Here is a 5,101-nt window from a genome sequence, read left to right as displayed (position 1 = left end):
GGCGCTCGGCGGCCATCTCGAAGCCTGTGATGACTGCGGTCTTCAGCGCCCCGTCTACAACTCCTGCCTTATGGGCAGATCCAGTAATGGGGAGCTGGCGGCCGCGGTGTCAGTATTTTCCTGTGAATCGTCGATGTCTCACTCTTCATAACATGGCGCCGGTGGTGCCCCCGTCTGCTCGGCTACTGATGGCCGATCACAAGCGGGGACGAACATGTTGGAGACCTACTTCTCTGCGTCGAAGATGCTGGGGCATCTGCGCAGCGGGCCGTGCAGGCCATATCTAGATGGCTTCGCCGCAGCGCTCGAACGGCAGGGCTATGGCCCCGAGACGGCCGTGCGCTATCTGCGGGCGGCAGCTCATGTCGGCCACGTCATGGCAGAGCGCGATGCAAGCGTGAGCGACATCGATTTGGCGGCGTTCGAACAGCATCTGCGAACGTGCCGATGTCCGCGCGCCACGGGAGGCCGCTGCAACCATCACACCATCTACGGCGCAAGGCTCTTCCGTCGGCACCTCGAAGAAATAGGCGTGTGCAAGCCCGCGGTCGCGGCGATGCGGCCAGCCGAACCGCAGTTGGTCGTCGGCTTTAAAGCATGGCTCAGCAAGCATCGCGGGGCATCCGATGCGACCATAAGACTCTACGCGCGCGATGCAGCCAGCATTATGGCAGCACTTGGAACGGACCCGACGCGTTGGAGCCCCACCGATATCCGCGACTACTTCATGAAGCGCGCGAGCACATGCGGGCGCGGCACCATCGAGAAGATGACCACGAGCCTGCGGGCATTCTTGCGCTACCTCGCCGTTCAAGAGCACTGCCGGGCCGGTCTCGACAATGCCGTTCCGGCCTACGCCCATTGGCAGCTTGCCGAGATGCCGCGATATCTGTCGGGCGAACAGGTCAGCCGGTTGATTGCTGCCTGCGATGGTGATATCGGCGCGCTCCGGCGGGATCGCGCCATCGTACTACTGTTGGCTCGCCTCGGCCTGCGGGCCGGCGACGTGGCACAGCTCCGTCTCATCGATATCGAGTGGCAGGCGGGTTCGCTGCGGGTCACGGGCAAGTCGCGCTATGAGGTTCGCTTGCCGCTGCCCCAGGACGTCGGGGATGCGATCGCTGCCTATCTCGAATGTCGACCGTCGTGCTGTCGAAGTGATCGCGTGTTCCTGAGCACGATCGCGCCCAGCCGCCCGTTCCGGAACGGCGACGGCGTCTCTTCAGTGGTCAGGCGCATTATGAAGCGGGCTGGCGTCGTGACGCCCGTCAAGGGTGCGCACGCCCTGCGGCACACCGCGGCGACCGAGATGCTGCGCCATGGCGTACCGCTCGACAAGATCGGGCTAGTCCTCCGGCATCGTGGCATCGACACGACTGCCCACTACGCCAAAGCCGATGTCACTCTTCTGAAGCAGGTGGCGCAGCCTTGGCCGGAGGCACTCTGATGTTGAACACCATCGAGACCTATCTCGCACTGCGCCGTGCCACAGGCTTTGCGATGTCGAATGCCGAGTACCTGCTCAAGAGCTTCGCCGCCTTCGCGGTCGAGCGCGGGCACGCGTATGTCCAAACGCAAACAGCCATCGATTGGGCCGCGCTCGGACCATCCGTTGCGCAACGCGATGCTCGACTGAAGGCCGTCTGCCGCTTCGCACGCCATATCCGCGTCGAAGATGTCCGGCACGAGTTGCCCCCGGCCAATCACTTCGGCGCCCGCAAAAGGCGTCGACCGCCGCACATCTACTCGGGCACGGAGATCGGTCGCCTGATCGAAGCCGCCGGCCGGCTTCGACCTCAAGGAGGCCTGCGCTCGCTGACGTATGCGACCTTGATTGCCCTGCTCGCGGCCACGGGGCTGCGCATCTCCGAAGCACTCAAGCTCACGTTCGCGGACATAACGAGCGACGGTCTGCTGATCCGCGAGACCAAGTTCCGCAAGACCCGTCTCGTGCCGTTGCACGATACGACGGCGGCAGGCTTACAACGCTACCTGAAGCGCCGCGGACCTAGCTCGGGCGATGATCCCGTGTTCGCCGACACGCGTGGCCGGCCACTGCGCTACATCGCAGTCAAAGAGACCTTCGACAGGCTGGTCTGCAAAGTTGGCATCCGGCCAACGTCGGCGCGGCGCCCTCGGCTGCATGATCTGCGGCACACGTTCGCGGTGCGGGCGCTACAAGGCAGTCCGACGGGCCGAAACCGATGCGGTACGCATATGGTCGCGCTCGCGACGTACATGGGTCACGTCAACATCTACGCCACCTACTGGTACCTGGAGGCAACCGCCGACCTCGTGCGCGACATCGCCGTGGCGGGAGAAGCGTTCATGTCGGACGGGAGGCGAGCGTGATACCGATCGCTCCCCTCATCGAAGCGTTCCTGCGCGAAACACTCGTCCATCAGCGGGGCGCCAGCCGACACACGTGCGATTCCTATGCCCAGAGCTTCCAACTTCTGTTCGAGTTCGCCGCTGCGAGGCTCAAGAGTAAACCATCCAAGCTGATGTTGGAGCAGATCGACTCCGGTCTGGTCAGCGCCTTCCTCGAGCATCTCGAGGATAAGCGCAAGAACGCCGCCGTGACGCGAAACGTTCGTTTGGCGGCCATCAAGTCGTTCTTCCGCTTCCTCGAATACCGGCAACCGGCAGCCCTCGATCAAGTCCGCCGCGTGCTGGCGATTCCATTCAAGAAGACGGACACGCGTCTCGTTCCCTATCTACTGCGCGAGGAGCTGCAAGCGCTGCTCGATGCCCCGGACCCGACAACGCGCGACGGCATCCGCGACCGAGCCATGCTGCATATGGCCGTGTGTGCAGGATTGCGCGTCTCCGAACTGACGGGTCTGAAGATCGACGATATCGACATGTCGTCGATGAGCATACGCGTTGTCGGCAAGGGGCGGCGGGAACGAGCGCTGCCGCTGTGGAAGCCGGCAGCCACGGCGCTGCGCGCCTGGCTCGCCATTCGCGGAAAGGTCGCGACACCCGAAGTGTTCGTCAGCGCGCGTGGTGAACCTTTGAGCCGATGGGGCTTTGCCTATCTGCTCAAGCAGCACGCCGCGGTTGCTGCTCGCCAGCAGCAAGGCCTCGCCAAGAAGCGCGTCTCGCCTCATGTGCTCAGGCACACCTGCGCGATGATCATCCTGCAGGCGACGCAAGACATCCGGAAAGTATCGCTGTGGCTGGGCCATGCCACGCTGACGACCACAGAGGTCTACACACGCGGCGATCCAACCGAAAAGCTCGAAGCCATGGAAGCGATCGTGCCACCGCATCTGCGGCGCGGTACCTTCCAGCCGACCGACAAGCTGATGGCACTGCTAAAAAGCGCTTTGTAATGGTGAGCCGGGCCGGCGGCGAAATGCGTGAAAGAGCAATCAGGTCGCCGCCAGCTCCCCATTACTGGATCTGCCCATAAGGCAGGTAATGGGCATTGCCCATTACCTGCCGCAATCGGCACTGCCCCAAGATCCTATGGGCTGGTGGATAGCGACCTGCCGTCAGGCAGAATGGCGTTGCTAAACCCACTCATTCTGGAGACGACAATGCAACAGGTTGCAAATCGGCCGGAACAGGCCGCTATCCGCATCGATCTTGGCGCGATCTTTGTTTCGATGGAACTGTCTCGATCAATTTGGCTGATCACTTCACTGTCGCCGGGTGGCGGGGAGAAGATGTCCAAGCATTCTCTGCGGGGCGGGGACGTTGCGGGACTCCTGGAGCTGTTTGCGACACTCCAGGAAAAGGCTCGGGCACGAACCGGCGAGCGCTTCCGGATTATTGTCATCCAGGAGGCTGGACTAGACGGCTTCTGGATCCATCGGGTGCTTCAGGGCGAAGCGATCGAGAGCCACGTGGTCGACGCCGCCTCGATCCTGGTGTCTCGGCGACGCCGGCGGGCGAAGACCGATAAGATCGACGGCGAGACCCTGGTACGGACCTTGCTGGCTTACAAGCGCGGCGAGCCGCGGGTCTGCTCCATGGTCAAGCCGCCGAGCCCCGAGGAAGAGGATCGCCGCCGAATCTGCCGGGAGCGCAAGACGCTGATCGCCGAGCGGGTGGAGCACGTCAACCGGATCAAGGGGCTGCTGTTCGCCCAGGGTGTCGGTGACTATGAGCCGCTGCGTCGCGACCGGCGCGCCAGGCTCGAGGGTCTGCAAACGGGTGATGGTCGCGCCTTACCTTTCCACCTGAAGGCACAGGTTGTGCGTGAGCTCGACCGGCTTGAGCTGATCCTGGAGCAGTTGCAAAAGGTCGAGGCGGCGCGCGACGATCTGCTGTTGGATCGGGCCAAGGCGAACGACCCGGCGCCGGTGGTGAGACTGCTGCAGCTGAAGGGTGTGGGCGCTGAGTTCGCCAACGTACTCTGGTCTGAAGGTCTTTATCGTCACTTCGACAATCGAAGGCAGCTTGCGGCCTACGCCGGGCTTGCGCCAACGCCCTGGCAGAGCGGTTCTGTCGATCACGAGCAGGGCGTCTCAAAAGCGGGCAATCCGCGGCTGAGAGGAACGATGGTGCAGATGGCCTGGCTGTGGCTGCGACACCAACCAAACTCGGCCCTCAGCCAGTGGTTCAAACAGCGGGTCGAGCGCAACGGCGGGCGGCTGCGTAAGCCGCTGATCGTCGCCTTGGCGCGTAAACTGCTGGTCGCACTGTGGCAGTATGCGACCGCCGGTGTGGTGATGGAGGGCGCCATCATAAAGCCGGCCTGATCTGAAGCCAACCAAACCTCTTTCGCCATCTGACGGGGCCTGATCAGCCCCGGCGGACCCAGGTGGACGAACCGGCCTGGCATATGGTCTCAACAACCGCCCCTAAGAATGGTCACGTCCCCCTGAGCCTAGCCGCCGTATGCGGGATAAGGGTGCAGCCGCCGCGAGGCGGCGACCGTATGTGAGTTTCAACCGAGCCAGAAATGCTCGAATTGGAAACAGGCTCAACCTCGGATCCGTAACAACACGAGGAGATAATCCATGAAGCCGTAAGCCCGTACACAATCCGGTTGACCCGAGTTCGCCCATGTGAGTGTCAGGGCCTGGCGCGAGCCGACTGGCTCGCCCAGCGCCAGGCGGAGCTTTTGCCGGTTCCCTACTTCCACGTC

4 protein-coding genes and 1 pseudogene are annotated in these 5,101 nt (G+C 63.1%); all 5 read left to right on the top strand.

Annotated features, from left to right (window positions below):
- Nucleotides 1-214 precede the first annotated feature (214 nt).
- Nucleotides 215-1,447, top strand: coding sequence for a tyrosine-type recombinase/integrase (locus ACWGS9_RS33960; RefSeq protein ID WP_454509307.1), 1,233 nt, complete (start codon nucleotides 215-217; stop codon nucleotides 1,445-1,447).
- Complete coding sequence (locus ACWGS9_RS33955; protein WP_454509306.1) at nucleotides 1,447-2,352, top strand: tyrosine-type recombinase/integrase; 906 nt, start codon at nucleotides 1,447-1,449, stop codon at nucleotides 2,350-2,352. Before ACWGS9_RS33960 ends, ACWGS9_RS33955 begins: the two co-directional genes overlap by 1 nt.
- On the top strand, nucleotides 2,349-3,338 hold the full coding sequence (locus ACWGS9_RS33950; RefSeq protein WP_454509305.1) for a tyrosine-type recombinase/integrase: 990 nt from the start codon (nucleotides 2,349-2,351) through the stop codon (nucleotides 3,336-3,338). The genes ACWGS9_RS33955 and ACWGS9_RS33950 overlap by 4 nt, the downstream gene beginning before the upstream one ends.
- Before the next feature lie 207 nt (nucleotides 3,339-3,545).
- On the top strand, nucleotides 3,546-4,712 hold the full coding sequence (locus tag ACWGS9_RS33945; RefSeq protein WP_454509304.1) for an IS110 family RNA-guided transposase: 1,167 nt from the start codon (nucleotides 3,546-3,548) through the stop codon (nucleotides 4,710-4,712).
- 296 nt (nucleotides 4,713-5,008) lie between these two features.
- Nucleotides 5,009-5,101, top strand: a pseudogene (locus ACWGS9_RS33940) (transposase zinc-binding domain-containing protein); the annotation flags it as partial.

It is taken from the genome of Mesorhizobium sp. Arg314, assembly GCF_053714275.1.
Note: the sequence above shows the minus strand (reverse complement) of the source record. Positions and strands in the feature narration are given on the sequence as shown.

Bases quoted from the DNA above. Each gene is read 5' to 3' on its own strand.
- ACWGS9_RS33960 (WP_454509307.1), top strand. From the start codon at position 215: ATGTTGGAGACCTACTTCTCTGCGTCGAAGATGCTGGGGCATCTGCGC.
- ACWGS9_RS33945 (WP_454509304.1), top strand. From the start codon at position 3,546: ATGCAACAGGTTGCAAATCGGCCGGAACAGGCCGCTATCCGCATCGAT.
- ACWGS9_RS33955 (WP_454509306.1), top strand. From the start codon at position 1,447: ATGTTGAACACCATCGAGACCTATCTCGCACTGCGCCGTGCCACAGGC.